Source organism: Bradyrhizobium sp. WSM471, from assembly GCF_000244915.1.
GTDB lineage: Bacteria > Pseudomonadota > Alphaproteobacteria > Rhizobiales > Xanthobacteraceae > Bradyrhizobium.
In genome coordinates this window covers 5,150,359-5,174,196 of sequence record NZ_CM001442.1, presented here as the reverse complement: position 1 = coordinate 5,174,196, position 23,838 = coordinate 5,150,359, and the positions used below count along the sequence as shown (strand labels likewise).

General features: G+C 63.8%; 25 protein-coding genes and 1 tRNA gene. 9 read left to right on the top strand and 17 right to left on the bottom strand.

The window, feature by feature from the left end; translation table 11 throughout:
* Positions 1-97 precede the first annotated feature (97 nt).
* Positions 98-865, top strand: coding sequence for an SDR family NAD(P)-dependent oxidoreductase (locus tag BRA471DRAFT_RS23325; RefSeq protein ID WP_007611644.1), 768 nt, complete (start codon positions 98-100; stop codon positions 863-865).
* A gap of 154 nt (positions 866-1,019) precedes the next feature.
* Here the strand turns inward: BRA471DRAFT_RS23325 and BRA471DRAFT_RS23320 are convergent, their stop codons facing one another.
* Entirely contained in the window at positions 1,020-2,273 is a 1,254-nt protein-coding gene (locus BRA471DRAFT_RS23320; RefSeq protein ID WP_007611642.1) for a serine hydrolase, read from the bottom strand.
* Between the two features lie 163 nt (positions 2,274-2,436).
* Here BRA471DRAFT_RS23320 and BRA471DRAFT_RS23315 point away from each other — a divergent pair.
* Positions 2,437-2,512, top strand: a tRNA-Trp gene (locus BRA471DRAFT_RS23315).
* Between the two features lie 73 nt (positions 2,513-2,585).
* Here BRA471DRAFT_RS23315 and BRA471DRAFT_RS23310 read toward each other — a convergent pair.
* From BRA471DRAFT_RS23310 to BRA471DRAFT_RS23235, 16 genes are all read right to left on the bottom strand, one after another.
* Positions 2,586-3,620 (bottom strand): Gfo/Idh/MocA family protein, encoded by a 1,035-nt coding sequence (locus BRA471DRAFT_RS23310; protein ID WP_035974195.1) that lies wholly within the window; start codon positions 3,618-3,620, stop codon positions 2,586-2,588.
* Positions 3,621-3,623: 3 nt separating this feature from the next.
* Positions 3,624-4,829 carry a class I SAM-dependent methyltransferase gene (locus BRA471DRAFT_RS23305; protein WP_007611640.1) on the bottom strand — a complete coding sequence of 402 codons (1,206 nt, stop codon included), beginning with the start codon at positions 4,827-4,829 and terminating at the stop codon, positions 3,624-3,626.
* A complete protein-coding gene (locus BRA471DRAFT_RS23300) occupies positions 4,822-6,039 on the bottom strand; it encodes a class I SAM-dependent methyltransferase (RefSeq protein ID WP_007611639.1) in 1,218 nt (405 codons plus the stop codon). The genes BRA471DRAFT_RS23305 and BRA471DRAFT_RS23300 overlap by 8 nt, the downstream gene beginning before the upstream one ends.
* Positions 6,032-6,652 carry a WbuC family cupin fold metalloprotein gene (locus BRA471DRAFT_RS23295; RefSeq protein WP_007611638.1) on the bottom strand — a complete coding sequence of 207 codons (621 nt, stop codon included), beginning with the start codon at positions 6,650-6,652 and terminating at the stop codon, positions 6,032-6,034. The genes BRA471DRAFT_RS23300 and BRA471DRAFT_RS23295 overlap by 8 nt, the downstream gene beginning before the upstream one ends.
* Positions 6,630-7,295, bottom strand: a complete 666-nt coding sequence (locus BRA471DRAFT_RS23290) for a class I SAM-dependent methyltransferase (RefSeq protein ID WP_007611637.1) — start codon at positions 7,293-7,295, stop codon at positions 6,630-6,632. Before BRA471DRAFT_RS23290 ends, BRA471DRAFT_RS23295 begins: the two co-directional genes overlap by 23 nt.
* Before the next feature lie 25 nt (positions 7,296-7,320).
* Positions 7,321-7,713: an LIC12192 family sporadic carbohydrate cluster protein gene (locus BRA471DRAFT_RS23285; protein ID WP_007611636.1), complete on the bottom strand. Its 393-nt coding sequence runs from the start codon at positions 7,711-7,713 to the stop codon at positions 7,321-7,323.
* Positions 7,706-8,512: a sporadic carbohydrate cluster 2OG-Fe(II) oxygenase gene (locus tag BRA471DRAFT_RS23280; RefSeq protein ID WP_007611635.1), complete on the bottom strand. Its 807-nt coding sequence runs from the start codon at positions 8,510-8,512 to the stop codon at positions 7,706-7,708. Before BRA471DRAFT_RS23280 ends, BRA471DRAFT_RS23285 begins: the two co-directional genes overlap by 8 nt.
* Positions 8,509-9,627, bottom strand: coding sequence for a DegT/DnrJ/EryC1/StrS aminotransferase family protein (locus tag BRA471DRAFT_RS23275; protein WP_007611634.1), 1,119 nt, complete (start codon positions 9,625-9,627; stop codon positions 8,509-8,511). The genes BRA471DRAFT_RS23280 and BRA471DRAFT_RS23275 overlap by 4 nt, the downstream gene beginning before the upstream one ends.
* Positions 9,617-10,723: a DegT/DnrJ/EryC1/StrS aminotransferase family protein gene (locus tag BRA471DRAFT_RS23270; protein WP_007611633.1), complete on the bottom strand. Its 1,107-nt coding sequence runs from the start codon at positions 10,721-10,723 to the stop codon at positions 9,617-9,619. Before BRA471DRAFT_RS23270 ends, BRA471DRAFT_RS23275 begins: the two co-directional genes overlap by 11 nt.
* 8 nt (positions 10,724-10,731) lie before the next feature.
* A complete protein-coding gene (locus BRA471DRAFT_RS23265) occupies positions 10,732-11,691 on the bottom strand; it encodes a transketolase family protein (RefSeq protein ID WP_007611632.1) in 960 nt (319 codons plus the stop codon).
* 10 nt (positions 11,692-11,701) lie between these two features.
* Positions 11,702-12,550, bottom strand: a complete 849-nt coding sequence (locus BRA471DRAFT_RS23260; RefSeq protein WP_007611630.1) for a transketolase — start codon at positions 12,548-12,550, stop codon at positions 11,702-11,704.
* Positions 12,547-13,575, bottom strand: a complete 1,029-nt coding sequence (locus tag BRA471DRAFT_RS23255; RefSeq protein ID WP_007611629.1) for an aminoglycoside phosphotransferase family protein — start codon at positions 13,573-13,575, stop codon at positions 12,547-12,549. The genes BRA471DRAFT_RS23260 and BRA471DRAFT_RS23255 overlap by 4 nt, the downstream gene beginning before the upstream one ends.
* Positions 13,572-14,183, bottom strand: a complete 612-nt coding sequence (locus tag BRA471DRAFT_RS23250) for a hypothetical protein (RefSeq protein WP_231170958.1) — start codon at positions 14,181-14,183, stop codon at positions 13,572-13,574. Before BRA471DRAFT_RS23250 ends, BRA471DRAFT_RS23255 begins: the two co-directional genes overlap by 4 nt.
* A 5-nt stretch (positions 14,184-14,188) precedes the next feature.
* Positions 14,189-15,190 (bottom strand): NAD(P)-dependent oxidoreductase, encoded by a 1,002-nt coding sequence (locus BRA471DRAFT_RS23245; protein WP_007611627.1) that lies wholly within the window; start codon positions 15,188-15,190, stop codon positions 14,189-14,191.
* Between the two features lie 27 nt (positions 15,191-15,217).
* A complete protein-coding gene (locus tag BRA471DRAFT_RS23240) occupies positions 15,218-16,789 on the bottom strand; it encodes a PfkB family carbohydrate kinase (protein ID WP_007611626.1) in 1,572 nt (523 codons plus the stop codon).
* Positions 16,790-16,872: 83 nt separating this feature from the next.
* The gene (locus tag BRA471DRAFT_RS23235; RefSeq protein ID WP_007611625.1) at positions 16,873-17,901 is read right to left on the bottom strand and encodes an SDR family oxidoreductase; all 1,029 of its coding nucleotides are present in this window, start codon (positions 17,899-17,901) and stop codon (positions 16,873-16,875) included.
* Positions 17,902-18,063: 162 nt separating this feature from the next.
* On the opposite strand from BRA471DRAFT_RS23235, the gene BRA471DRAFT_RS23230 reads away from it, so the two are divergent.
* From BRA471DRAFT_RS23230 to BRA471DRAFT_RS23200, 7 genes are all read left to right on the top strand, one after another.
* Positions 18,064-18,651 carry an SIS domain-containing protein gene (locus tag BRA471DRAFT_RS23230; protein WP_231170957.1) on the top strand — a complete coding sequence of 196 codons (588 nt, stop codon included), beginning with the start codon at positions 18,064-18,066 and terminating at the stop codon, positions 18,649-18,651.
* Positions 18,652-18,703: 52 nt separating this feature from the next.
* Positions 18,704-19,996: a methyltransferase domain-containing protein gene (locus tag BRA471DRAFT_RS23225; protein WP_371258287.1), complete on the top strand. Its 1,293-nt coding sequence runs from the start codon at positions 18,704-18,706 to the stop codon at positions 19,994-19,996.
* Between the two features lie 364 nt (positions 19,997-20,360).
* The gene (gene secE / locus BRA471DRAFT_RS23220; protein WP_007611620.1) at positions 20,361-20,552 is read left to right on the top strand and encodes a preprotein translocase subunit SecE; all 192 of its coding nucleotides are present in this window, start codon (positions 20,361-20,363) and stop codon (positions 20,550-20,552) included.
* Positions 20,552-21,106 (top strand): transcription termination/antitermination protein NusG, encoded by a 555-nt coding sequence (gene nusG / locus BRA471DRAFT_RS23215; RefSeq protein WP_007602985.1) that lies wholly within the window; start codon positions 20,552-20,554, stop codon positions 21,104-21,106. Before secE ends, nusG begins: the two co-directional genes overlap by 1 nt.
* Positions 21,107-21,236: 130 nt before the next feature.
* Positions 21,237-21,665, top strand: coding sequence for a 50S ribosomal protein L11 (gene rplK, locus BRA471DRAFT_RS23210; protein ID WP_007602986.1), 429 nt, complete (start codon positions 21,237-21,239; stop codon positions 21,663-21,665).
* 6 nt (positions 21,666-21,671) lie between these two features.
* Positions 21,672-22,364 (top strand): 50S ribosomal protein L1, encoded by a 693-nt coding sequence (gene rplA / locus BRA471DRAFT_RS23205; protein WP_007602988.1) that lies wholly within the window; start codon positions 21,672-21,674, stop codon positions 22,362-22,364.
* 92 nt (positions 22,365-22,456) lie between these two features.
* The gene (locus tag BRA471DRAFT_RS23200; protein ID WP_035975093.1) at positions 22,457-23,404 is read left to right on the top strand and encodes a 2-hydroxyacid dehydrogenase; all 948 of its coding nucleotides are present in this window, start codon (positions 22,457-22,459) and stop codon (positions 23,402-23,404) included.
* Positions 23,405-23,838 lie beyond the last annotated feature (434 nt).

Here is a 23,838-nt window from a genome sequence, read left to right as displayed (position 1 = left end):
ACGGTCCGCAGGACCGGACCCGGAATCTCGAGATTCCGGGTTCGGCTTCGCCGCCCCGGAATGACAATGAACACGAAGATCAATCTGGGAGAGAAACATGACCTTGTTCGACATGAAGGGGAAAGTCGCCGTCATCACCGGCTCGACGCGCGGCATCGGGCTTGCGATCGCCGAGCGCATGGCCGAGCACGGCGCCAAGGTGGTGATCTCCTCGCGCAAGGCCGACGTTTGCGACCAGGTCGCCAAGAGCATCAACGACAAGTTCGGCAAGGACACGGCGGTTGCGATCGCCGCCAACATCTCGTCGAAGGAAAACCTGCAGAACCTCATCGACGAGAGCAACCGCGCCTTCGGCAAGATCGACGTGCTGGTCTGCAACGCCGCGTCGAACCCGTATTACGGTCCGCTCGCCGGCATCTCCGACGATCAGTTCAGGAAGATCCTGGACAACAACATCGTCGCCAACAACTGGCTGATCTCGATGGTGGTGCCGCAGATGATCGAGCGCAAGGACGGTTCGATCATTATCGTCTCCTCGATCGGCGGCCTGAAGGGCTCGACCATCCTCGGCGCCTACGCGATCTCGAAAGCCGCCGACATGCAGCTCGCGCGCAATTTGGCCTGCGAATATGGCCCGCACAACATCCGCGTGAACTGCATCGCGCCCGGCCTGATCAAGACCGACTTCGCGAAAGCGCTGTGGGACAATCCGGAGAATTTGAAAGCCTCGACCGCGCGTTCGCCGCTGCTGCGCATCGGCGTGCCCGACGAGATCGCGGGCGCCGCGGTGTTCCTGGGCTCGAGGGCCGGCGACTTCATGACCGGCCAGACCATGGTGATCGACGGCGGCGCGACGATCAGTTGACGGTCTCGTGTCCCGGACGCGGTGCGGCGCGAAGTGCCGCTCCGCAGAGCCGGGAGCCAGAGGTGAGGGGGTCGAGATCGCGGAGGCATAGGCCCCGGCTCTGCGCAGCAACGCTAAGGGCGTTGCAGCGCGTCCGGGGCACGAGAGCCGGATCTCAATCCACCGCCGCGTACACCAGATCCCGCACCAGCGTTCGCGTATAATCGCGCTGCCCCGGGCCCTGGCTCATGAACACGACGAACAGATCCTCCTTGGGATCGATCCAGAAGAACGTCCCCGCAATGCCACTCCAGAAATACTGGCCGACGCTGCCGGGGAAGGGCGCGATGCCGGCCTCGCGGCGCACCGCGAAGCCGAGGCCGAAACCATGGCCGGGCGACAGCAGCGTGCCGTTGGTCACGACGTGAGGTCCGAGATGATCGGAGGCCATCAGTTCCAGCGTCTTGCGGCCGATGATCCTGTTGCCGTCGAGCGTGCCGCCATTGCGCAGCATCAGCGCGAAGCGGGCATAGTCCATGGTGGTGGAGACGAGGCCGCCGCCGCCGGACTCCATGATGGGCTGCTCGAGCATGTTGAACGGCGCGACCTTGTCGCCGGTCCAGGGATCGGCCGCGAACGGCTCGGCAAGCCGGCCGGCATTGGCCTCGGCTGTCGCAAAGCCGGTCTCGGCCATCTGCAAGGGCGTGAGAATGCGCTCGGTGAGGTACGTGCCGAGCGACTTGCCGCTGACCACCTCGATGATGCGACCGAGGATGTCGGTGGAGCGGCTGTAGTTGAACTCGTCGCCGGGATGGCAGACCAGCGGGAAGCTCGCCACCAGGGCGGCGTGCTCGGCGTTGGTGATCTTGCGGCTGCGCACCCGCGACTCCTGGTAGATCTTGTGCACGGGGCCGTCGCCCTGGTGCTCGTAGGTCAGGCCGGAGGTGTGGCGGAGCAGGTCCTGCACCGTCATCGGGCGCTTCGGCGGAACCAGTTCCAGCTTGCCGCCGCTGGTCACGCCGACCTTCTGATCGGCGAACTCCGGGATGAATTTCGCGACGGGGTCGGCAAGAATCAGGTGCCCATCCTCGACCAGCGTCATGATGCCGACCGACACGATCGGCTTGGTCATCGAGAAGATGCGGAAGATCGAATCATGCGCCATCGGCGCCGCGCCCGTCGGGCTCTGCCTGCCGAGCGCCTCGAACCAGCCGACCTGGCCGTGCCGTGCCACCAGCACGGTGACGCCCGGCACGGTTCCCCTGTCGATCTCGCGCTTGAAGGCGTCCGACATTGCCTGGAGGCGAGGGCGCGACAGCCCCAGCGTCTCGGGGCGGGATTCCGGCAGAGGCGGCGTCTTCGGCGCGGTCGAGGGGCGATGGGCGGCTGTCGCGGACGCTTGGGCAGTCGCAGAGGCTTGGGCAGTCATGGGCACTCCCGGTTGCTTATTATTGTTCGGAGCGGACTGTGGCCCAGAAGGCGCGGCACAAACAAGCGAAGCCAGCGCGCTTCACCCTTGCAATCCGGCCTTGCAATCCGGCCGCCCCCTGTGCTTCAAAGCGGCCTGATCCGCGCGGCAACGCAGGGTCCGTAGGAGTGTAGCTCAATTGGTAGAGCACCGGTCTCCAAAACCGGGGGTCGCAGGTTCGAGCCCTGCCACTCCTGCCAGCGAAATCAAACACTTAGCTAGAATGTGGGCAATCAGCCATCGCCCGGGTATTGCCGCCGGACGGCGTGAAGCCTAACCGCTGACCTGCCGTTTCCAGATCGCCTCCGCAAGGGCGATGTCGGCCACGGAATCTGCGCCGGAAGCCAGCGGCGTCCTCTGCTCCACGATATCGGCGACGAATGCATCGGCTTGACGCCGAAACGCCCAGCTCGTGTCGCGCGACAATCGCGTGCGTTGTCCTTGCTGATCGAGGATGACCTCCGCCTCCTGCTCGGCAAACGGTGGGGGCAATTCGATGGTCAGCGCGCCCTGTTCGAACGCGATGCTCAGCCCCTCGCGCCAGACGCCGTCGGATCCATTTGCGAGTTGCAGCGCGCAGGCGACGCCGTCGAAGTCGAGTGTCACGGTCGCCGCGCCCGAGCTCTCGATGGTGCTTTCCGCGACCGTCGGTGACGATCCGAGCATGTAGCGCGCGAGGTTGATGATATGGCTGAACACGTTCAGAAAACTGTCGTAGCCGGGTCGCATCGCACCCGGCATCCAGTCGGGGCCGTCCTGCCAGAGCTCGAGCCCGTCCGGCCGCACTTCGCCGGTCATGACAAAGTTGTCCTGGGACCGGCCAGTGCTGCCGCCGAAGCACCAGCCTCGCGCGCCGACAACGCGTCCAAGCGACTGATCCGCTCGTAGGCGTGCCAACTCGGCAATCGCGCGCGCCACCCCGGCGTCGTGACGCTTCATGTAGCCGATGCTGTAGACGAGCTTGTGCCGGAGCGCCGCCTCGGTCAGTGAAACGGCCTGAGCCGCGGTGTAGGCCATCGGCTTTTCCGACAGCACATGGCGGCCACTGCTCAACGCACCCAGCACGATCGGGCCGGTGGCGCGACGCTTCGTCACGACGACGACGGCCGACACTTCGCTGTCCGCCAGCAGTTCCCGGTGCGTGCCGTAGACCCGCGCGATGTCGAATTTTTGCGCCGCTGCGGCAGCGAGGTCGGGCCGGAGATCCGCGATCGCGACGACGCGGCAGGCGGGGTTGGCGACGAAATTGGCGAGGTGGCACATCTGACCGACCATGCCCGTTCCGATGATGCCAATGCCTGGCCTCACTTGCTAGGACCCCTCGAAGCGTTTCCGGATAACAAGAAAGTGCGCCGGCTGTCCCCAGGTGTTGATGAACGCCTGGTCGGACTGGGTGAGGGCCGTGACTGTGGACACGTCCCGTCGCCCGATCGCGCCAAAGATACGATGGAAGCTGTCGAGGGTCGCCATGATGGCATCGATGTCGGACGCATCGTCGGCGAGAATGTCTGTCGCCGGTATCGCCTCGCGCAGCGACGCAAGGCTCGCGATCACACGGGGCAGGCTATCGCCGAAGGGATCGTCGATCATCGCATCGACATCGACAACCAGTGTCTCGATCGAAGCCGAGATCGCCTCGACCATCTCGGTCTTGCCGGCCAGATAGAGCTTCCGTCCGCCGAGAAAGCTCAGACGGCTGCGACCGAGGTGGCGCGTCGCGCGCCGCAGCTTCTCGTCATCGGGCAGGACCTTCTTGTGCCAGTAGACGTCCAGGCTGTCGCGATAAGCCGGCCACCCTGAATGGATGTCGAATCCCTGCTCATGCGCCGCCGTGCACAAGGCTCCCGCGTCGAGGAAGTAGCGGTGCCGGACGAAAGGATTTTCGAGCACGTCCATCAGCCAGGATTCGAAGCTGCGCGTATGCGGGATGCTGTTCCATTTCGCGTCGAACAGCAGCTTCGCCGTTTCGAGCCCGGGACGGCCCGTCAGCACCTTGCCGGCCGCATGAATCGCCTTGAGCGCGAGCTCGAAGAAGCCGCCGTAGCGCTCGTAGTAGGAAACGACAGCGTAACCGTCCGGATGGAGCAGCCGGTGAAAGACGCCGAGCCAATTTTCAGTCGGCTGCACCGTGTAGATGAATCCTTCGGCATCGATGATGTCGAAGCGACGATCGCTGCGAAATCCTTCGACATCGAACGATACGAGTTCGCGCAGACGTTGAGCCTGGTTGAAATGTGCGAAGTAAGCCTGGATTTTCGCGTGCGCATGCCGGTTCGGCTCGGCGAGCGTCATGTTTGCGCCCCAGCCGGCAAACACCAGCGCGTTCTCACCGGAATCGGGGCCGAATTCGAGCACGTCGGCGTCGCGGAACAACCGTGGCGGCAGCACCAGCTTGTCGGAAAACAACTCGCGCCGCAGGCGGGCATAGGCTTCGAGTTCGGCGGCGGATTTGAAATTCCCGAACGTCGGCAGGACGTCCTGACGTTCGTAATAGTTGAAGAGCTTGTCCTCAGCCATGCCGCGACCCTGCGGCGGCCTCGAGGCGATCGAGCTCGCTCCAGATGTCCGAGGGCGCGAAGATCGATACGATGTGGAGCGGACGCTTCACGTTTTCGCGCAGCCGGCTGCCGACCTTGTCTTCGTTCTCCTGGTTGACGGCCAGAAGGCAGACGAGTGGATCCGACTTGCCGGCGAGGTTCTCCGGCGGGCGGATCGGAATGCCGGTGCCGGGCAGGAACAAGCCCTGGCGCTCCTTCTGGTCGTCGACCGAGAGGTCGACGAGATCCGCGAGTTCATGGGCATTGGTGAAGGTGCAGGCTCGACAGCCGGCGCCGTAGATGGCGATCTCGGCGCCGTTGGCGCGTGCCTTGGCGAGGATCGGGCGAAGACGCGCGCCGTACTCCCTGGCGCGCTGGCCGAACCTTTCGCCGACGCCGGCAGGAGCGGGCGGAGGCATCACGTCGCGCGTCGCGCGCCGGGCTGCGATCGCGAGGCTGCCGCCGCTGAAATTGTATTTCTTCACTGAAATCGCCTCGAAGCCGTGACGGGCCAGCAGCGCGATCAGGGTCGGTTCGGTGAAATAGCTGACGTGCTCCTCCCAGAGGACGGAGAGGTCGCCGACCGCGGAGCCGGGCGCGAAATCAGGCACATCGATGAAGAGAAGCCCGTCGTTGCGCAGCGCGATTTTCACGCAATCGAAAAAGTTCTCGAAATCGACAATATGTTCCAGCACCTGTCGCGAGACGACCAGATCGAACTTGCCGGCCTCGGCGACTGCGTCGTGACACAGCGCCGGGCTGATCATGTCGGCATAGACCTTGATGCCGCGCTCGCGGGCGATCTTGCCCGACACCGGGTTGGGCTCGACGCCCACCAAAACCTTCGCACCGCGTTCGCGAAGCCTGTCCATGAACAGGCCGTCATTGCATCCGATCTCGAACACGGATTGATGGGGCGAGAATTTGGCGATGGTATCGAGCTCGTCGACCTGATGCGGCTCCGGCTTCCAGCTGCTGAAATTGTAGTTGAACTGCCGGTACAGAATGTCGGGATCGATCGGCTTGACGATCTGGGGCAGGCCGCACTCGCCACACGCCAGCACCTCGAACGGATACCGTTCGTCCTGTTCGTCGCGGCTGTGCCGAAGCCGATGCGCAATCGGCATCTGTCCGAGGTCGATGACCGGGCGCAAATTGGTCGAATGGCAGAGGCGGCAATGATCAGTCATCGGTAGGAACCTCTGCTCGAATGGCTCGTGAAGTATGGCGATGGGCCAGATGCTCCGCGGCGAGCGCACCGGTCGATGTGACATAGTTCTGCACTGCCGCGGCATCGCTGCCATCCGGTGCCCAGTCGGGAAATGCCGTGCGGGAGGGGTCGAACGGACCCGCGGTGGTTTCGTGAAACACCAGCCACTCCGAGGTGATCAGGATCGAGTGAAACAACTGCTCGGGCATCCGGTAGTAGCAGAGCGCGCCCCGGCCGTACGGCGCCATCTCGAGCACGTCGCGAATGCGGCCGTCGTCCTCGAAGATCACGACCTGCGCAGTGCCCTCGATCAGGTGAAACGATTCAGGTTTGCCAAAGTGCTTGTGAGGCCGCACATAGGCCTCGCGATGATGCACGATCAGCATCTCGTGCAGGCCGGACGAGGGATCAGGATGCGTGCACAGCCGGCTGCGCAGACGCGGATTGCCTGCGGCGATGCGCTTCAGCTCCGCGATCGTGGCGTCATTCGCCGTGACGATGGCGTCGTCCGAATAATACACTTCGGGATTTTGCGCGCGTAGCGAGGCCGGCCGGCGCAGGCCCGTTGCTTCATTCGAAGAAGATGAACCCATGGTCGCCCCGGTAGCCGCATTTGTCGTAGATCCAGGCCCACGTCTCCGGACCATGAAAACTCAGGCAGGTGAGCTGCCAGTAGAGCAGGTTCGCCTTCTCGCGCTCGTCGCGGAACGACTCCACCATCAGATATTTCGAGGTGCCGCGCCCCACGCGCTCGATCTCCGACACGGCGCGGAAGACGTCCTCGAGCGGAAGATTGTGGAGCACGCCGAGCGACACCACGAGATCGAAGCTGTGGTCGGGGTAGGGGAGCTCGACGGCGCTGCCGACCTTCAATTGCGGTCGCACCTCTTCCTTGGCGTTGCCAATGCCATAGTCGGAGATGTCGATGCCGGCGATGGTGAGGCCAGGGACGAGCTGGGTGAGCTCGTAGAGCAAATAGCCCTTGCCGCAGCCGACATCGAGCACGCTCATCCCGGACTTGATGCCATAGCGGTCGATCAGGGTCTGGGCGAGCGGGCGCCAGCGTCCGTCGTAGCGGTAACCGCCATAGCCATAGCGGCGGTCGCCGTCCCAGTAGTCGCGCCCCCATTGCCGCGCGACAGTGGCGGATTCCGCCTTGTCGTGCTCGACAACCCGCTGAACGTAGTTCCGCTTGGTCGATGCGTGCATCGGCTGGAGCAGGTTGATCTCGGTCATTGTCCTCAACCGGTCCGCGGCATCGTCACAGGATGGTCGCGAATTTGTTGACGAGCAGGATGTCCTCGACGGCCTGGATGTTGTCGCGCGAGGACAGCGTGATCTCCTCGACGGCCGCGTGCAGATCGCAGCCCTCGCTCAGTACGCGGTCATAGATCTCTCGCCGCCGTGCCTCGTCGGGCGGCAGCATGAAGATGCTGTAGAGAATCAGGCCGCGCAACCGGGGTAGCTCGTCGAGGATGTCCTCGAGCACCATGTAGCTGCCTTGCATGGTGTGCTCGGCGGCGCTGAGCAGATAATGCAAGTTCTTCCGCCGCGCATAGTCGCGAATCACGATGTTCTGGACGTGCTGGGGAGTACGGCTGCCGTTCAGCGGCCGGGCGCCGATATAGCCGCGATGGCCGGCTCGCTCAGCCATGGAAGCCTCCCGGGAGCTTGTATTGCATGCCGACACGTGTCGCCGGACGCAGCAGGATCGGTTCGAAGAATTCGCCAAATCGCTTGTCCGCGTAGGGCGACATGATGCTTTTGAAACGGCAGTTCATGCTCCAGCGCGAGCCGGCTTCCTCGTTGATGCGATTGCCGTGCATCAGGGTCTGGTTGAACAGCATCACGTGACCGTAGGGAATCTCGATGAACGTCGCGTGCGGCTTGATGGTCTGATAGAGTTCCTCCGCGCTGCGCAGGCTGGCCATCCGGTCCTGCATCTCGCCGTTCAGGGATGGCGGCAGCAGATACATCGATTTGGTGCGGTGGACGTCGACCAGCGGTACCCACACCACGACCTCGAACGGCGAGTCGCCAGACCAGACGTCGGAATGGGTGGCGAGCAGCGACGAATCGTCGCCCGGCAGCTGGATGCTGAGATTGACGCGGCGCTGCATGCAGAGCTCGTTGCCCACGATGGTTTCGATCGTCGAGCGGGCTAGACGGAAATAGGTCGGCCGGAACCATGGCTCGGCGTTGAGGCCGTTGAAGACGTGCAGCCGCAGGCCGTTGAGATCATCTACGCTCACCCGCGTGTGGATGGTGTCGAGCATCGCGTAGGGGTCGTTGCCGTCTGGCAGCTTCAGATAGTCCGCCGCGAGTTCGGCGGCGCGCCGCTGGATCCGGTCGAGCCCGGCGCGGTCGTCGGCCGGCGTGGTGACGAAGCCGTCGTCGATGAAGCGTTGCGCCATTGCCTGCTCATCGGCCTCGAGGAAAGCCGTGTCCGTCATGCAAAGTACTCCCGGGCGGTCGCGCAAACATAGCTGATATCCGAGGCCGAGAGGAACTGGTTGATGGGAAGCGTGAGGATCTGATCCGCCTGCCGCTCGGTCACCGGGAACGCGCCGCGACCGTGACCCAGATGCGCCGCCGCCTGCTGGAGGTGGATCGGCACCGGATAGTGGATCGCGGTCTCGATGCCCTTGTCGGCAAGATATTTCTGGAAGTCGTCGCGACGGTCCGTCTGCACGACGAAGGTGTGGAACGTGTTGAACTCGATGTTGCGGCAAACCGGGATGAACAGGGGAAGGCCGGCGAGTTCGGCGCGGTATTGCGCGGCGTTGCTGCGCCGGCGTCCGATGACAGAGGGCAGGTGCCGCAAGCGAATCCGGAGCACCTCGGCCTGGACCGTGTCGAGGCGTGACACGATGCCCCATTCCTGGACGTCACTGCGATTGATCAGGCCGTGATTGCGCAGGCGGCGAATTCTCGCGGCAAGCTCGGCGTCGGCGGTGACGACGAAGCCGGCGTCGCCCGCCGCATTGAGGTTCTTCAGCGGGTGGGCGGAGAAGCAGCCGAACGTTCCGATGGTCCCGCTCATCCGTCCGTCATAGGTCGAGCCGACGGCCTGCGCGCTGTCCTCGATCACGGCGAGAGCATGCTTGGCGGCGATCGTCATCAGCGGGTTCATGTCGGCCATGCGCCCGGTCAGGTGCACCGGCATGATCGCCCTGGTCCGCGAGGTGACGGCGGCCTCGACTGCGGCGGGATCGATATTCTGGTCCGGTAGCACGTCCGCAAACACGGGCCTGGCGCCGACGGCGATGATGGCGGCGGTCGATGCCACGAACGAATTCGGCGGGGTGATCACCTCGTCCCCGGGACCGATGTTGAGCGCCCGCAACGACAGGATCAGCGCATCGGTGCCGGAATTCAGCGTCACCACATGCGGCGAGCCGAGATAGGTGGTGAGCTCTTCCTCAAGCTTCGCGACGGCCGCGCCGCCGATGAAATCGCCGCGCTGGAACACGCCCTCGACTGCCTGCAGGATCTCGACGCGCTCTTCCTCGAATTGCGCGGGAAGATTGACGTAACCGATGCGTCGGCGGCCGGTGTCACCGTCCATGGCAGAACTTCCGGACGATCTCGATGACGCGGTCCTGCTGGGCGCGCGTCAGATGCTGGTCGACGGGGAAGCTGATGACCTCCTGGGCATGGCGGTCGGTGACCGGGAAGGTGCCCGGCGCGTAGCCGAGGTGCTTGAGGCCTTCCTGCTGGTACAACGGGATGGGATAGTGGATCTTCGCTTCGATGCCGTTGTCCAGGCAGTATTTGTAGAGCTCGTCGCGACGCTCGGCGAACACCATGTAGAGATGGTAGACGTGCTTCACGTTGGGCCGGCGCGGCGGAATGCGCAGGCCGGGCAGGCCGGCAAGGCCCGAATCGTAATAGGCCGCGTTCTCGATCCGACGGCGCGTGATCTCGCTGGTCTGGCCGATCAGCCAGTTGCCGACGACCGCCTGGAGGGAATCGAGCCGCGAATTGCAGCCGAGGATCGCGATCTCGTCGCGATTCTTCATGCCGTGGTTGCGGATCAGACGAAGCCGCTCGTTCATCCCATCGTCATTGGTGACGACGACACCAGCATCGCCCCAGACGTTGAGGTTCTTGAGCGGATGCAGGGAGAAGCCGGCCGCGATACCGTGGGTGCCGGACCGCTTTCCCTCGAACTCCGACAGGATGCCCTGGCAGGAATCCTCGACCACGGGGATGTTGTGACGCTGGGCGATCGCCATCAGCTTGCCCATGTCGGTGACCTCGCCGGTCAACTGAACCGGCATGATCGCCTTGGTCTTCTCCGTGATCGCGGCTTCGACGTAATCGACGTTCATGCAGAAGGAGTCGTCGCAGTCGACCAGCACCGGGGTCGCGCCGGTCTCGGCGATGGCGCCGACGGTGGCGATGAAGGTGTTGGCGGCCGTGATGACCTCGTCGCCATGGCCGATGCCGAGCGCCTTGAGCGGCAACTTGAGTGCATCGGTGCCCGATCCGACGCCGATGGCGTGACGCACGCCGATCAGCTCGGCAAAGCGCCGTTCGAATTCGGCGACGGGCTTGCCCAGGGTGAAGTCACCCGTCGCCACCAGTCGGCCGATCTCGGCCAGGATCGGTGCCGGGTCGGAGAATTGCTCGAGCAGATAGGAATATCGAACGTCCTGCATGGGGCCCGTCAGGTGGAATGAAGTTGCGGAGAGGAGGTGTGCGAGGCGGGGAGCGCGCGCGCGATCGAGGTCGCAATGGCGTCGGCGGACAGTCCGTGTTTCTTCAGCAGCGAGTCCTGCGATCCGTAATTGTGAATGAACCGGTCCGGCAGCGACAACCGCAGCATCGCGGGCAGGCCAGAGCCGAGCTTGTCGATCAGCGCCTCGGCGACCGCGCTGCCGAGGCCGCCGGAGGGCACGTGCTCCTCCAGCGTCGCGACCAGCCTGGTGCCCCGGATCGCTTGTAGCAGCGCCTCGGTGTCGAGCGGCTTGACGGTGTGCATGTGCAGGATGCCGGCGCGAATGCCCTGCGCCGCCAGCAGATCTGCCGCAGCGAGTGCGCGCTGGAGCATGATGCCTGTCGTGACCATGACGACGTCGCCGGGGGGCCGCATCAGGATGGCCTTGCCGATCTCGAAGCCGTGCTCGGCCTTCGAGACGATTGCGTCGCCACCTTTGCCGAGCCGGATGTAGATCGGTCCGGTCCAGTCTAGCGTTTGCTCCATCAGGCGCGCCGCCTCGTCGGCGTCGCACGGGCAGACCACCGTCATGTTCGGCAGCGCCCGCATGATGGCGATGTCCTCGATCGCCTGGTGGGTGGGACCCAGCGGCGCGTAGACGAGCCCGCCGCCATTCGCGATCAGCCGCACCGGTAGATTATGCAGGCAGAGATCGACGGCGACCTGCTCGTAGCAGCGGCGGGTCAGGAACGTGGCGATGGTGTTGACGTAGGGCACGAAGCCTTCCATCGCGAGACCGGCCGACATGCCGATGATGTGCGCTTCCGAAATGCCTTCGATCAGATGGCGCTTGGGAAACTCCTTGCTCATCGCGCGCAAGGTGCCCGCGCCGGGATCGGAGCCGATGTAGAGCACACGCTCGTCGCGCGCGGCGAGCTTGTGGACCATGTTCATCGCGGTGTTGCGCATGAGGAGCCGATCAAAAATCGCCGACGGCGACGCGGATGGCGTCGAGCTCGCCGTCGGTGAGCTTGTTCTTGTGATGCCAATCGGCGTTGGATTCCGCGGCCGGCAGACCCTTGCCCTTGACGGTATGGCAGATGATCGCGGTGGGCTTTCCCGGAACGGCCGGGACCTGCTTCAGGACGGTGCGCAGGGCGCCGACGTCGTGGCCGTTGAGCTCCTGGACGGCAAAGCCGAAGCTGCGCCATTTGTCCGCGAGCGGCTCCAGCGGCAGGACGTAATCGGTGGGCCCGTAGCTCTGCAGCTTGTTGTAGTCGATCAGCGCGACCAGATTGTCGAGCCCGTGCTTGGCGGCGCCCATGGCGGCTTCCCACACAGACCCCTCGTTGATCTCGCCGTCGCCGAGCAGGACGAAGGTGCGATAGGAGCGCTCGCGCATGCGCGCGGCGAGCGCGAGGCCGACACCGATCGACAGGCCGTGTCCGAGCGCGCCGGTCGAGGCCTCGACACCCGGCACCATTCCGTACTCGGGATGTCCGCCTAAAATGCTGTCGGGGCCGCAGAAACCGTCCAGCTCCGACAAAGGAAAGAAGCCGCGATCGGCCAACAGCGCATAGAGTGCCAGACAGCCGTGTCCCTTGCTGAGGATCGCGCGGTCGCGGGCCGGATCGCGCGGGTTGTCCGGATCGATCCGCAGCACGTCGTCGTAGAGCACGCGGACCATCTCGATCAGCGACAACGCCGGACCGACATGTCCGCGCCCCGCGGAGCGGACAGAACCGAGCACCAGGCGGCGCAGATAAAGGCTGCGCTCATCCAACGTGCAGGTGAGGGCGGCTTCAGCGTGAGGTGAGATCTGGGTCACTTCGGTAAATCGGTTGGCCGAATCGTCTGGTGAAGCCGGCGGGCTTTGTCGAGCTGACCGGCGAGGCGGATCCTAACATCGCCACCTTGCGCAGCCATTGCGCGCCGGGAGCGGCTGTCCGGCAAATAGGCGTTCAGGACAATCAGGCACCAGATTCCCTTGAACACAGGATACAGTACGTCACGTCGGATCGCAAACGCGTCATCGCTCGCCTCGAAGGCGCGCGACAGCCGTTCGATCAAACGATTCGCGCTCGCTTCAGGCAGGTTGCTGCCGGGGTGAATGGCGGTGTCGGACACGAGCTTGACCGGATCGTCCCAGCCGAAATATTCGAAGTCGATGAATCGCAAGCGCCCGTCTTCGGCGCGCAACGCGTTGTGCAGTCCGAAATCGGACGGACTCAGCGCGCGATGGCTCGGCGCGAGGTCCGCCGTTGGATCCCAGCCCAGTTCCGCGTAGCGCCGGCGGAGCTGCCGAATCGCGACGCCAGTGCTGGGAACCAGGCTGCCTTCCATGAACGCGCGCAGGTCGGGATGATCATCCGAAGCCCGCCTCAGTCCGTCCAGCCGCTGCTCGTACTGGGCGATGGCCGCTTCGGGCGAAAAGATGCTGGCTGAGGCGTTGCGCAGATTTTGCGCGCCTTCGGCCTCGCGCAGCTTCTGCAGCTCGATGAGGAAATCGGCGAGCTGATCGGCATCGTCGCCTTGGGGGCGCAGCACCGCGGCCTCGCCCTCGAACCATTGGTACAGCGCGCAGAACGCATCTGCGTCCTTCGCGACCGGCTGCGGTGTCGACGTGATGCCGTGGCGCGCCAGGAACGAGAGTGCATCATACTCCTGTCCCAGGCGATCGCGTCCGTCGGACGGATATTGCTTGAGGGCGAGGGGCGGTCCCTCCGCCATCTCCAGCCGAAACACCCTGTTGTTGCCGCCGGACCGTGCCGGCTGGGCGGTTGCGACACGCGCACCGGCCAGGCGGCTGCCGATCGCTATCGCATCCGGCGCGGTGATGTCGGTCTCGCTCATGCCGCAAACACCTCGCGGCGGATATCGGCCCATGTCGCGATCGGCTTGCAGTGTTCGGGGTGGGGAGGCTGCGCCTGTGTGAACAGGATCGATCGCGTGGTCTTCGGAAAATGCGGTTGCTCGAAGACCTCGACGAGATCGTCGATGAAGACGTCGAGCTCCAGGCGCGCGAGCCTCGCGACTTTGGCGGCTAGTGTGTCTTCGAAATAGACGTCGCCGATGGCCAGCGCCGCATCCGCAGCGTCGATCAGGCTGGCTTCCCGTAGCCAGCTGCGCGCGGCGTCACGCAGGTCGATGCGGTCGGGGTCCTGATGACCGAATCGGGTCTTGTGGCTGACGATGGAGACCTTCGCGCCGGTCTGCCTGCACGCCGCCAGGAATTCTCGCACTCCGGGATAGATCTCGGCGCCGCCAATTCCCTTGCCGTAGACGAAGCCTTGCAGTCCTTGCCAGGCGAGCTCGCCGCCCGCGCGGGACCGGAGATGATCCCGTAGGTCGGTCTTCAGCCCCTCCCATCCTTCCGGCACCAGCCCACGCTGACGTGCGACGGCGGCAAAGACCTTGTCGTAGCAGATGATCGTGTTGTCGAAATCGATGCCGATCCGCACGCCGCTCACTTCAGGCTGATGTTCTGCATCATCTTGATGTTGAAGTACCGGGGGTCGTTGAGCGAGTTCGGCAGGCGGCCCCCCTTGAAGGCGTTCACGAGTCCGGACACGGCCTGCTCGATCGTGTGGGTCGGCGCAAAGCCGAGCTCGCGGCGGATCTTCTCCGAAGAGACGTGGTAGGAGCGGAGATCGTCGGTCGGCTCGACGACGACGTCGACATTGCTGCCGACCACCGACTTGACGATGTCGGCGATCTTCATCAGCGAATGGTTCTCGTAGCCGATATTGTAGGTCTTGCCGTCGATCTTTGCGTCATCCTGCTGGAGCAGGAACAGATAGGCGGCTGACATGTCCTCGATGTGCAGATTGGGCCGGCGCTGCGTTCCGCCGAACACGCGGATGCGGCCGGTGTTGACCGCGAGATTGGTCAGGATGTTGACGACGACGTCGAGCCGCTGCCGCGGTGCGTAGCCGCAGACGGTGGCGGGGCGAACCGTGCAGGTGACGAAGCCGGGCGCGGCCTCGTCGGCAAGGTCGGTCTCGCACATCGCCTTGAACTTCGAGTAGTCCGTGAGCGGCTCGCAGGAGAGGTTCTCGGTGACCTCAGCTTCGTCCTTGATGCCGTAGACGCTGGACGAGGAGGCGTAGATGAAGCGCTTGATGCCCGCCTTCTTGGCGGCGCGCACCATCGGCCGGAAGCAGTCGTAATTGATCGACTTGCCGAGCCCCGGGTCCAGCTCGAACGACGGGTCGTTGGAGATGCAGGCGAGGTGGATCACGGCGTTGTTGCCGCGCAGGGCCCCGTTGATCGCGGCTTCGTCACGGATGTCGCCCTTGATCAGGCGCAAATCGGGATTGTTGCGGACGCCATCGAACACGTCCTCGCCATACATGAACAGATCGAGCACGGTGACCTTGTGGCCCGCAGCGAGCAACTGGGGAACCAGCACGCTACCGACATAGCCGGCACCACCGGTGACCATCACATTCCATTTTTGACCAATCACTGTCGTTCTCCAGTATCTGCCGTCGCGCTACTTCAATAACGCGGTGACGAACTTGACCAGCGGCACCTTCTCGACCGAACTGCGGTGGCCGACGATCCCGACCTTGATCGCGCCGGCCGCGTTGCCGATGAAGGCGACGTCCTCGATGTTGCCGCCGGCGGCGACCAGCGGCGCGGTGATCGTCAGGAAGGCGTCCCCCGCGCCGACGGTATCGACGACGGTCTTGGTGAAGGCGGGGACGCGCGTGACGCCGGTTTTCGACGAGAAGGGGTAACAGCCGAAGGAGCCGTGCGTGATGATCATGTTGTCGCAGTCGATCTTGCCGTGCAGGCCGGCCTCGATCACGGACGCGATGTCGCTGAACTTGTCGGTTGCGGCCAGACGCGCCTCCGGCGCGTCGATGCAGATGTAGTCGGCCCGCGGATACCTCGTGATCAAATTGTAGCCGTGATTGCCGCTGTTGCTCTGGGCATTGACCGCCAGGAACTTGGAGTTGGCGATCAGGGTGTCGATCGTGCTCGACGCGATCATGCCGTGACCGAAATCGGTGGCGATCACCACGTCCGCGCCACGGACGCGCTCCGTCGTGATACGGTCGATCTCCTTCCGATCGGCCTCGTCGAGCGGCGTATCGTCCATGGTGTAGACTTCGAAGAGCTTGTGCAGATAGCCGAGCTCGACGTACCGCGATTTGCGGGTCGTCGGACGGCCCTGAAGGCGGATCGGCGTCAACGTGACATTCGGGCGGACATGCTCACGAATGAACTCCTCGGGGTAGTCGTTGCCACCCAGCGTCGTGACGATCTCCACCGACTTGCAGAAGCTCGCGACATGGTTCGCCGCGGCAATGACGCCGCCGGCAAATTGCTCGCCGCTCTTGAACAGCGTGGCGACGATGTTTTCCTTCGAGGCCTTTCCGAGCGCCGTGACGTACTGGTATTCGTCGATGATGGTGTCGCCGACCAGCACGACGTGCATGTCCTGCACCTTGTCGATCAGCTTCAGCAGGCGATCGGCGCCGCCACCTTCGCGGACCTTTTGCAGGTAGTCGCGGAGTGGAGGGTCGTAGATGTCGAAATACCGGTTCACCAGCGACGAGGAGCTAAACGTCACGTCGCGCGTGAACACGATGCGTCCGCCGTGACGCTCGACGGCGTCGCGCTCGCTCTGGATCTTGCCGGTTACATCGTCCTCGGGGTTTTCATAGTCGGACCCCTTCACATAGATGTCCGGCCGCACCGTATCCAGGATCGGCTCGGCGCTGGAGGTGTGATTGATGCCGACCCAATCGACCGTCGCGAGCGAGGCCAGCATCTCGGCCCGCATGTTTTCGGGGAAGATCGGCCGACCCGGTCCCTTGTTGACGTAACGGTCGGCGGTGATCGTCACCATGACGACGTCGCCCTCGTTGCGCGCAGCCTGGATGTGCCTGATATGGCCGAGATGCACGAGGTCGAAGACGCCGTGGCAGAGTGCAACTTTCCGGCCCCGCGCTTGCTCGGACCGCGCGATCTCGCCCAGTTCCTCGATCGTCTTGATCTTCTCGTGCGCCGCCAGCTGGTCGTTCAACGCGGGTCTGTCGGTCGGAATATTGCCCATGTGAATAACCTAAAGCGCCAGCCGGCGTCAGCCGGGCGGCCCGGAATTGATCGATTCGCGGCAACGATACCGGGTGAACCTGTTCACTGGCTTGCCTTCTGCGGCGCGCCGGACGCGGCGTCGTTGTTGTCCCCCAGATATTTGAACCAGCCCTTCGTGGCGTCCGCGATCTTGTCCACCGTCCACAGGGGGGCGTCCTTGTACTGATCCATCGACTTCAGCATCGTAGCGACCCCGCCCTCAAATTTTACCTTCGGCGTCCATTTCAGGACCCGCTTGATCTTGGTGATGTCGGCATAGGTGCAATCGGGTTCGCCGGGACGCTTGGGAATGTGGACCTTGTCGCCGCCGAGAAGCTCGATCAGCCGGTTGACACTGTAGGTGTTGTCGGAGCCGACGTTGAAAACTTCGTTCGAGACCTCGGAGCGCGCGGCGGTCACGAAAGCATCGGCGACATCGCTGACGAAGGTGAAGTCGCGGGTCTGCTCGCCGTCGCCGACCACCGTGAAGGGCTTGCCGGCGAACTTCTGCGCCATGAACACGCCGAACACGGCACCGTAGGTGCCCGTGGTGCGATGGCGCGGCCCGTACACATTGAACAGGCGCAGCGCGACCGCGGGCAGCTTGTAGACCTGGCACCAGTGCATGACGCACTGCTCGCCCAGATTCTTGGTGAGGGCATAGGGATATATCGGCCGGATCTCGGCGCTCTCCGGCGTCGGATAGACGTCGGGAATTCCGTAGCAGGAGGACGACGCGGCATAAACGAAGCGGCTGACGCCGGCCCGCCGTGCAGCCTCGAGAACGTTGACCGTGCCGTCGACATTGGCGCGGTGATACGGGATCGGGGACTCGACCGAGGGAACGATGTCGGCCAGCGCGGCGAGATGGAACACCCAGTCGATGCCGTCGAAATGCGGCGTGATCGATTCGAGTTCGGTGACGTCGGCCCGTACGATCTTGAGTCGACTCGAATCGACGCGCGAGGCCAGATTTTCGGGGCGTCCGATCACGAAATTATCGAGCGCGATGACCTCGTGGCCATCGTCGAGGAGGCGGTCGACGAGGTGACTGCCGATGAAGCCGGCGCCACCGGTAACGATGCATTTCATAGGAACATCCGTGATGCGAATGCCCAGCGAAACAGGCCCGCCAATGTTGAGTGTAAGGTGGAAACCGAATCGGCTGCTGGTCAACTTCGAAGGTAATATACCTTTGCAATCGCTGGTGATAGCCGGTATCAGGGCGTCATGTCGCCGTCGAGCCGCGAGCCCATGCCTGCCGAGTCCGTCGATCCCGATCACAAGGCTTTCCTTGTCGACTACGTAGGGCGCCTCCATCGTGCGACGGCAATTGACGAAGGGGTTTTCGCCAGGATTTCCGCCACCCGCACGGCCTGGTTGCGTGCGCGCGAGCAAGGCGGCCGCGTCATCTTTATCGGCAATGGGGGCTCGGCCGGCATCGCCTCGCATCTCGCGATCGATCTGGCGAAGAACGCATCGGTGCCCGCGCTCTGCTTCAGCGATGCCAGCATGATGTCGTGCCTCGCCAATGATTACGGTTTCGAGGACTGGCTTGCGCATGCTGTGAGGCTGAGCGCCCGCGCCGGCGATTGCCTCGTCGCGATCAGCTCGTCGGGACGCTCGAAGAACATTCTCAATGCGGTCGCGCAGGCGCGGACGATGAAGCTCGATGTGGTCACGCTGTCGGGCATGAACGCGGAGAATCCGCTGCGCAATCTCGGCGACGTCAATTATTACGTCGACAGCCGCAGCTACAACATCGTCGAGACCACGCATCAGTTCTGGATGATGGCCGCGGTCGACCTCATCATCGGTCGGGCGGAATATCCGGCGTCCTGAGGCGGTGCCGTCGATCTGATCACCACGGGGTGAGATTGCCTCACCTGTTCGCATGTCTCCGTCTTACGGTCCTACGATGAAAAACCTGTTCTACGTCCGTCATACCTGCCGCCTCTGTCATTCGGACAAGCAAGAGCTTGTCGTCCCGATGGCAGGCATGCCCATTGGCACGCCGAACTTCCAGGTGCCGGATGCAAGCGTCGATGATCCCGTCTTTCGGGCCGCGGTGCCGATGGCGCTGCACCTGTGCGCGGACTGCGGTCACCTGCAGATTCTCCACGTCGGCAATCCAGAGGTCCAATACCGAAACTACGTTTATACCACCTCGCTCTCGCTTGGTCTGCGGGAGCACTTCGCAGGTTATGCCAACGACGTCGTCAGCCGGTTCGCCATCGCGCCGGGCGCGCTGGTCGTCGAGCTCGGCAGCAACGACGGATCGCTGCTCGGTTTCTTCAGGGAGCGCGGCATGCGGGTGCTGGGTGTCGATCCCGCCGTCGACATCGCGCGGCGTGCGACGGAAGCGGGAATCGAGACCATCGGCGATTTCTTCACCGATGCCATCGGCCGCCGCATCCTGCAAAGCCATGGCGCGGCCAGCGTCGTGATCGCCAACAACATGATCGCCAATGTCGACAATCTCGACCCGCTGGTGATCGGCGTTCGCGACGTGCTTGCGCCGGACGGGCTGTTCGTTTTCGAAACGCAATATGGCGTCGACGTCACCGAGAAAAACCTTCTCGACACCGTCTATCACGAGCATCTGTCGTATTTTAACATCAAGCCGCTGGCGCGCTTCTTCGCGCGGCTTGGCATGGAATTGATCGACGTCCAGCACATCGAGACCAAGGGCGGCTCGATCCGGGTGACGGTGCAGCGTGCTGGCGGCGCGAAGACACCGTCCGCGGAGGTCGCGCGCTTCATTGCCGAGGAAGACCGGCTCGGCGTCGACCAGCCAGCCTACTATGTGCCCTATGCGAAGAGGATCGCCGCGATCCGCGACGAGCTGGTCGCGATGGCCGATGCCGCCCATGCGCGCGGCCAGCTCGTGGCCGGCTACGGCGTCTCGGTCGGGACCACGACCCTGCTGCCGCAGTTCGGCCTGGAGAACAAGATCGACTTCCTGGTGGACGACGACCCCAAGAAGGGGAACGTGATGGCCGGCCCGGGGTATGACATCCCGATCCTGCCGCCCGCCGCCCTTTACGAGCGCAAGCCGGCGTTCGTCGTCGTCTTCGCCTGGCGCTATGTGGATCCGATCCGGGCCAAGCATGCCGGCTATTTCGCCGAGGGCGGAAAGTTCGTTGTGCCGTTGCCGGGCATTTCGATGATCGATCGGGCCGATTGACCTTGAGGGGGCGGCGGCTGAGGGGGCCAGGTGGTGTCGTCCTGCGAGGAACGGGCTGGGGCCCTGGGACGGCGCTTTGCAGACGGCAGATAAGCCCTTGATCGGCCTGATCTCTGGTCGGTCGCCCGCGGAGTCGGTTTACCCTGGCGGATCCTCTCTATCTTGACCTTTGGTCCCATCCGCAGTAGATACCCCGCACTCGCAGCCGGCCCGTTAGACGCGGATCTCCGGCGCGGCTTTGAAATCCCCGAACAATCGAGCCCGGTTTCCGGCTCATCCTTCGAGACAGAGGGCTGGGCCAACGGCGGCTGTTCGGATCCCTGAAATTCATTCGCGTCTGTCGACGGACGTTGGACATCAAACGATGGCAGTCAGCCCGTTCAAGTTCTTGCAGGAAGTGCGCTCGGAGACCGCCAAGGTTACCTGGCCGACCCGCCGCGAGACCACGATCACCACCATCATGGTGTTCGTCATGGTCGCCGTGGCCTCGATCTTCTTCTTCGCCGCCGACCAGATCATCCGCTACCTCATCACCTTCCTTCTGGGCATTCACTGATGGCAACAGCAACGGCTCAATTGTCTGACAAGCGCTGGTACATCGTCCACGCCTATTCGAATTTCGAGAAGAAGGTCGCCGAATCGATCCGCGAGCAGGCCAAGCAGCGCGGGCTCGAGGAGCTGTTCGAGCTGGTGCTGGTTCCGACCGAGAAGGTCACGGAGGTGCGCCGCGGCCGCAAGATCGACGCCGAGCGCAAGTTCTTCCCGGGCTACGTGCTGGTGAAGATGAAGCTGACCGACGAGGCGTTTCATCTGATCAAGAATACGCCGAAGGTGACCGGCTTCCTCGGCGCGGAAAACAAGCCGATGCCGATCTCGGAAGCCGAAGCCATGCGCATTCTGCACCAGGTTCAAGAGGGCGTGGAGCGGCCGAAGGCGTCGGTGTCGTTCGAGATCGGCGAGAACGTGCGCGTGGCCGATGGCCCGTTTGCCTCGTTCTCGGGTGTGGTCGAGGAAATCGACGAGGCGCGCTCGCGCGTGAAGGTCGCCGTGTCGATCTTCGGCCGCGCCACGCCGGTCGAACTGGAATTCGGTCAGGTCGAGAAGGTCTGATCGCGTAGGCGTGAGACTTCGGTCTCGCGCAACAAGAGGCCGTGGGAGGGAGAGGGCGGTTGCCAGCCGCATCCGACCCAGACCACGAACCTGAAACCGCCGGCCCAGGCCGGCCCAACAGGAGTGATACATGGCAAAGAAAGTGACCGGATACCTGAAGCTTCAGGTCCCGGCCGGTGCGGCGAATCCTTCGCCCCCGATCGGTCCCGCGCTCGGTCAGCGCGGTCTCAACATCATGGAGTTCTGCAAGGCGTTCAACGCCCAGACCCAGAAGGAAGAGAAGAATACCCCGATCCCGGTGGTCATCACCATCTATGCGGACCGTTCCTTCACCTTCGAGATGAAGACGCCGCCGATGTCCTTCTTCCTCAAACAGGCTGCCAAGATCCAGTCCGGCTCCAAGGCGCCGGGCCGTGACAAGGCGGGTGCGGTGACCAAGGCGCAGGTGCGCGAGATCGCCGAGAAGAAGATGAAGGATCTCAATTGCGACTCGATCGAGTCGGCCATGAAGATGGTCGAGGGCTCTGCCCGTTCGATGGGTCTGGAAGTGGCGGGGTAAGGGCTCATGGCAATCGGAAAGCGTTTGAACAAAGCCCGCGAAGGTATTGATCGCGAAAAACTTTACCCGCTCGCGGACGCCATCAAGATGGTCAAGGAACGCGCGAAAGCGAAGTTCGACGAGACCATCGAGGTCGCGATCAATCTCGGCGTCGATCCGCGTCACGCTGATCAGATGGTCCGCGGTGTCGTGACCCTGCCGAACGGCACCGGCCGTACGCTCCGCGTGGGCGTGTTCGCCCGCGGCGCCAAGGCCGACGAGGCCAAGGCTGCCGGAGCCGATGTCGTCGGCGCCGAGGACCTGGTCGAGAAGGTGCAAAACGGCACGATCGATTTCGACCGCTGTATCGCAACCCCCGACATGATGCCGCTGGTCGGCCGCCTCGGTAAGGTGCTCGGCCCGCGCGGCCTGATGCCGAACCCGAAGATCGGCACCGTGACCATGGACGTCACCGGCGCCGTAAAGGGCGCCAAGGGCGGCTCGGTCGAGTTCCGCGTCGAGAAGGCCGGCATCCTGCAGGCTGGCGTCGGCAAGGCCTCGTTCACCGAGGAAAAACTGGTCGAGAACATCAAGGCTCTGGCTGACGCTGTCTCCAAGGCCAAGCCGGCCGGTTCCAAGGGCACCTACATCCAGCGCGTTGCGGTGTCTTCGTCGATGGGCCCCGGCGTGAAGGTCGAGCCGGGCACCATTCTCGGCTAAGGTTTGTAAATTGTATGAGGCGAGGGGCGGAATTGGGCAACCGATTCCGCCCCTCGTCGTTTGTGACGGCGTCCACCGGAAACAAGAACACAATGACTGACAAGGTCCTGATCTACTCGCGCTTTCCCAAGACGATGATGGCGCGCTTCGCCGAGCGGTTCGAGCTGCTCGACACCGGCGGCAAGCCGGCGCGGGAGATGTTTTCGGCCGCCGCGCTCGGCGATATCCGTGCAGTGCTCACCGCCGGCGGCACGCCGCTGGGCGCGGAGGCGATGGACCTGTTTCCGAAGCTCGGCGCCATCGTCTGCTACGGCACTGGCTATGACGGTGTTGACCTGAAGGCCGCTGCCGCCCGCAACATTGCGGTCGGCCATAGCCCGGGTGCCAATGCGGCCTCGGTCGCCGACATCGCGATGACCCTGATGCTCGCGGCCACGCGGCGAATTCTGGTTGCCGACCAGTACGTCCGAAGCGGCGATTGGGCAGCGTCAAAGCCCTCGCCGATGATGCGCCCGCAGGCCGGGATGCCGGGCCGCCGCATCGGCGTCTACGGCATGGGCGAGATCGGCCGCAAGATCGCGGCGCGCTGCGCATCCTTCGAGAGCGAAATCGGCTATTTCAGCCGCAGCAAATACGATCTGCCCTATCAATATTTCCCGACGCTGGAGGCGTTGGCCGACTGGTGCAGCGTTCTGATGATCGCGGTCCGGGCAGGAGCCGAGACCCAGCATGCCGTCAGCGCCGATATCCTCAAGCGCCTCGGGCCGGACGGTTACGTCGTCAACATCTCCCGCGGCTCGGTGATCGACGAGAAAGCCCTGGTGGTGGCGCTCACCGAGAAGACCATCGCCGGAGCCGGTCTCGACGTCTACGACAAGGAACCGCACGCTCCGGACGCGCTGACGGCGCTGCCCAACGTCGTGTTCGCTCCCCATATCGGGGGCCACACCCTCGAATCGCACGTCGCCATGCAGAGCTGCGTGCTGGCGAACCTGACCGCGTTTTTCGAGGGCGGGCCGCTGCCTTACGGGGTCAAATGAGCGAAAGCCGGCCCTTTTCGGCCACGGTTAAGCGCGAGTGGCAACGGTCTGGAACTGGTGTGAATTTTGCTCTTGGCAAGCAGGCCCCGAGCGGTTAAAGAACCGCTTCCGGACGTGCCGGCCTCGGCTGGCGCGTTCGTGCACGCATTCCGAAAACAAGAGATGGAGATCATTCCTTTTCAGGCCGTCCGTGAGGATTTGCCGGAAAAGGAGGGAAATTCGTCGGTTGTGGGATGCGGGCAGAGGTCGGACGGTTCGCCGGCTGACCTTGTCCTGTCCAAGACTGCAGGCGCCCGCGGGGAATTTCGATTTCTCAACGGCTTAATCGCATGGCCTGCATAGACGGGTGAAGACCGGATTTCACTTCGTGACCACCTTAGGGTCGGTTGCGGAATGGGTTTGGTTCGGACCTCGACACGCCGTGGGCCCCTGTG

Excerpts from the sequence above, each read along its gene's own strand:
- BRA471DRAFT_RS23320 (WP_007611642.1), bottom strand. The coding sequence starts at position 2,273 with ATGACTGCCCAAGCCTCTGCGACTGCCCAAGCGTCCGCGACAGCCGCC.
- BRA471DRAFT_RS23275 (WP_007611634.1), bottom strand. The coding sequence starts at position 9,627 with ATGGACGGTGACACCGGCCGCCGACGCATCGGTTACGTCAATCTTCCC.
- BRA471DRAFT_RS23300 (WP_007611639.1), bottom strand. The coding sequence starts at position 6,039 with ATGACTGATCATTGCCGCCTCTGCCATTCGACCAATTTGCGCCCGGTC.
- rplA (WP_007602988.1), top strand. The coding sequence starts at position 21,672 with ATGGCAATCGGAAAGCGTTTGAACAAAGCCCGCGAAGGTATTGATCGC.
- BRA471DRAFT_RS23230 (WP_231170957.1), top strand. The coding sequence starts at position 18,064 with ATGCCTGCCGAGTCCGTCGATCCCGATCACAAGGCTTTCCTTGTCGAC.
- BRA471DRAFT_RS23200 (WP_035975093.1), top strand. The coding sequence starts at position 22,457 with ATGACTGACAAGGTCCTGATCTACTCGCGCTTTCCCAAGACGATGATG.
- BRA471DRAFT_RS23240 (WP_007611626.1), bottom strand. The coding sequence starts at position 16,789 with ATGGGCAATATTCCGACCGACAGACCCGCGTTGAACGACCAGCTGGCG.
- nusG (WP_007602985.1), top strand. The coding sequence starts at position 20,552 with ATGGCAACAGCAACGGCTCAATTGTCTGACAAGCGCTGGTACATCGTC.
- BRA471DRAFT_RS23265 (WP_007611632.1), bottom strand. The coding sequence starts at position 11,691 with ATGCGCAACACCGCGATGAACATGGTCCACAAGCTCGCCGCGCGCGAC.
- BRA471DRAFT_RS23305 (WP_007611640.1), bottom strand. The coding sequence starts at position 4,829 with ATGGCTGAGGACAAGCTCTTCAACTATTACGAACGTCAGGACGTCCTG.
- BRA471DRAFT_RS23255 (WP_007611629.1), bottom strand. The coding sequence starts at position 13,575 with ATGAGCGAGACCGACATCACCGCGCCGGATGCGATAGCGATCGGCAGC.
- BRA471DRAFT_RS23325 (WP_007611644.1), top strand. The coding sequence starts at position 98 with ATGACCTTGTTCGACATGAAGGGGAAAGTCGCCGTCATCACCGGCTCG.
- secE (WP_007611620.1), top strand. The coding sequence starts at position 20,361 with ATGGCAGTCAGCCCGTTCAAGTTCTTGCAGGAAGTGCGCTCGGAGACC.
- BRA471DRAFT_RS23270 (WP_007611633.1), bottom strand. The coding sequence starts at position 10,723 with ATGCAGGACGTTCGATATTCCTATCTGCTCGAGCAATTCTCCGACCCG.
- BRA471DRAFT_RS23225 (WP_371258287.1), top strand. The coding sequence starts at position 18,704 with ATGTCTCCGTCTTACGGTCCTACGATGAAAAACCTGTTCTACGTCCGT.
- BRA471DRAFT_RS23295 (WP_007611638.1), bottom strand. The coding sequence starts at position 6,652 with ATGGGTTCATCTTCTTCGAATGAAGCAACGGGCCTGCGCCGGCCGGCC.
- rplK (WP_007602986.1), top strand. The coding sequence starts at position 21,237 with ATGGCAAAGAAAGTGACCGGATACCTGAAGCTTCAGGTCCCGGCCGGT.
- BRA471DRAFT_RS23280 (WP_007611635.1), bottom strand. The coding sequence starts at position 8,512 with ATGACGGACACGGCTTTCCTCGAGGCCGATGAGCAGGCAATGGCGCAA.
- BRA471DRAFT_RS23285 (WP_007611636.1), bottom strand. The coding sequence starts at position 7,713 with ATGGCTGAGCGAGCCGGCCATCGCGGCTATATCGGCGCCCGGCCGCTG.
- BRA471DRAFT_RS23290 (WP_007611637.1), bottom strand. The coding sequence starts at position 7,295 with ATGACCGAGATCAACCTGCTCCAGCCGATGCACGCATCGACCAAGCGG.
- BRA471DRAFT_RS23235 (WP_007611625.1), bottom strand. The coding sequence starts at position 17,901 with ATGAAATGCATCGTTACCGGTGGCGCCGGCTTCATCGGCAGTCACCTC.